The sequence below is a fragment of the uncultured Ellagibacter sp. genome (assembly GCF_934617235.1).
Lineage (GTDB): Bacteria > Actinomycetota > Coriobacteriia > Coriobacteriales > Eggerthellaceae > Ellagibacter.
Genome location: NZ_CAKTTZ010000079.1, coordinates 1 through 2,556 on the forward strand (window position 1 = coordinate 1; position 2,556 = coordinate 2,556).

3 protein-coding genes are annotated in these 2,556 nt (G+C 64.5%); all 3 read right to left on the minus strand.

Going from position 1 to position 2,556, the window contains the following annotated elements:
- Positions 1-484: aminotransferase class V-fold PLP-dependent enzyme (locus Q0G85_RS10205; RefSeq protein WP_297157659.1), on the minus strand; the 484-nt coding region annotated here is incomplete at its 3' end.
- Position 485: 1 nt separating this feature from the next.
- Positions 486-1,769: a SufD family Fe-S cluster assembly protein gene (locus Q0G85_RS10210; protein ID WP_297157662.1), complete on the minus strand. Its 1,284-nt coding sequence runs from the start codon at positions 1,767-1,769 to the stop codon at positions 486-488.
- The coding region (gene sufB / locus Q0G85_RS10215) for a Fe-S cluster assembly protein SufB (protein WP_297157663.1) at positions 1,769-2,556 on the minus strand (788 nt) is incomplete at its 5' end. The genes Q0G85_RS10210 and sufB, both read right to left, overlap by 1 nt.

The window sequence follows — 2,556 nt, forward strand, 5'->3', positions numbered from 1 at the left end:
CCATGATGGTGATGCACACTTCGTCGCCGGGCTTAAGCACGGTGGGGGCGAAGGCCTTCGCCACGATGTTGAGCGATTCGGACGCGTTGCGCGTGAGCACGATGTCGTGCCAATCGGGTGCACCGATGAACTTAGCGACGCGATGGCGCGCCACCTCGATGGCCTCGGTGGCCTCGACCGACAGGCGGTACAGGCCGCGAAGCGCGTTCGCGTTCATTTCCTCGTAGAAGCGACGCTGCGCATCGAGCACGGTTTTGGGGCGTTGCGCGGTAGCGGCGCTGTCCAAAAATGCCAGGTCAGGATGGTTCGCCAGAAGCGGGAAGTCGCGCTTGTAGGGGTTCTCCGCAATGTTGGCGGCGCATACGATGTCGCTCGCCGTGGCGGAGCTGGCAGCTGCGTGCGCCGCGTCGGCGATCGCGCAAGCGGTGGTGTCGCTGGCCGCTTGTTCGGCAGCGCGTGCGATAAGGGAATCGGTCTGGCTCATGTTACATCGCCTCTTCATCGTCTGCGCCCACGAGCTCGAAGGGCACGTTCAGCTCGGCGGCAAGGCGCGCGACCGAGGCGCGCACCTGGGCGTCCGGCGCGTTGATGGCCGCCTCCTCAAGGGTTGCGTTCGCGAACAGCCGCTCGGCAGCTTCTTGGGAAATGCCGCGTGTCATCAGGTAGTTCATCTGCTCGGGACGCACGTGGCCAATCGTGGCCCCGTGGTTGCCCGCCACGTCGTCCTCGTCGCACAGGATGGTGGGGATGGTCTTGTTGACCACCTTCTCATCGGCGAGGAGCACCGTTTCGCGCTCGGTGCCTTCCGCGCCCTTGCAGCCGTGCACCAGGTCGATCGTGCCGCGCAGCACCTTGCGCGATTTGTCGGCCAGAACGCCGTTGGCGTCGAGGTTGCAGGTGGTCTTCTTGCCGCGATGGCGGACGATGTAGTTAAAGTCGCGGCGCTCGTCGCCGTGTCCCAGATAGCGCGTGCGGATGGTGGCATCTGCACGGTCTCCGCGCAGGTCACAGGCAAGTCCGGTGTAGGATTGCCCGGCGCCGAGCACGCGGTGGTCCACCTGGATGCGCGCATCCTCGCAGGCGATGTATCCCTCGCCGTCAAGGGCGATCCAGGTTTGCCCGAGCGTGTGGATGGTCGCCACGTTCACCCGTGCGTTCTTGCCCGCGAACACGCGGGTGTACAGGCTGATGACGCCCGTGCCAGCTTCGGGGGAGTCGAACGCGACGTTGAGCGTGATGGTGGAGTTCTCCGCCGCCACGATGTCGACGCAGGCCACGTTCGCCTTGCCGTCGATGCCGCCGAGGCGGATGGTGGCGCTTTCCGTGGCACCTGCCTTGGTGGCAAGCACGATGCGGCCATTGCGGGCGCCGCCGACTTCCTCCAGGTAGGCCGTGGCCTCATCGCCCAATCCGCACTCGAAGGTGTCGGCGATGCTTTGCGCCATCTCTTCTTTTACGGCGCGCTTCTCGAACACGGAGAGCGCGGGAATGTCCAGGTCGTGAGGGTCGACGTCGGGACGGACCGCCTGCAGAATGGCGCGCGTATCGGGCGCGGCCTTCGCGTTTGCGGCGTCGAGCTCGGCCTGAGCAGCTGCCACGGCTGTCTCAAAGGCGTCTTGCGGCCCGAAAAGTGCCTCGTCGGCCTCGACGATTGCGGATTGCGCAGCTTCGAGTCCTTCGGGCATGTCGACGGTCGTCTCGTTCATATGCAGCTGATGCCACGTCGCCGCAGGCATCGCGTTCACGTGATTCAAAGTGAGGGCGCTCATTATCCAATCGCCCCTTCCATTTCGAGTTTGATGAGGTTGTTCATTTCCACGGCGTATTCTAGGGGCAGTTCCTTCGAGACCGGGTCGGCGAAGCCGTTCACGATCATCGTGCGTGCCTCTTCTTCGGGAATACCGCGGCTCATCAGGTAGAACACCTTGTCGTCGCCGATACGGCCGATGGTTGCCTCGTGTCCCACGTCGACGTGCTTGCAGCGGATGTCCATCGCGGGGATGGTGTCGGAGCGGCTGTGGTCGTCCAGCATAAGCGACTGGCACGACACGCTCGCGACCGAGTTCTCGGCGGCAGGGGTTGCCACGACCGAGCTGCGGAACGTCGACACGCCGCCGCCCTTCGAGATCGACTTCGTCTCGATGGCTGCCGTCGTCTCGGGTGCCGCCAGGACGACCTTGCAGCCGGTGTCGAGGTTTTGGCCGGTGCCTGCGAAGGTGATGCCGGTGAAGGTGCAGCGCGACTTGCGCCCCTTCAGGATCGACATCGGGTACAGGTAGCCCACGTGGCTGCCGAAGGAGCCGGAAACCCACTCGATCTGGCCGCCCTCGTCGCACACCGCGCGCTTGGTGTTCAGGTTGTACATGTTCTTCGACCAGTTCTCGATGGTCGAATAGCGCAGCTTGGCGTTCTTGCCCACGAACAGCTCGACCGCGCCCGCGTGCAGGTTGGCCACGTTGTACTTCGGTGCCGAACAGCCCTCGATGAAGTGCAGGTCGGCGCCGTCTTCCACGATGATGAGCGTGTGCTCGAACTGGCCCGCGCCCTTCGCGTTCA

Bases quoted from the DNA above. Each gene is read 5' to 3' on its own strand.
- Q0G85_RS10210 (WP_297157662.1), bottom strand. From the start codon at position 1,769: ATGAGCGCCCTCACTTTGAATCACGTGAACGCGATGCCTGCGGCGACG.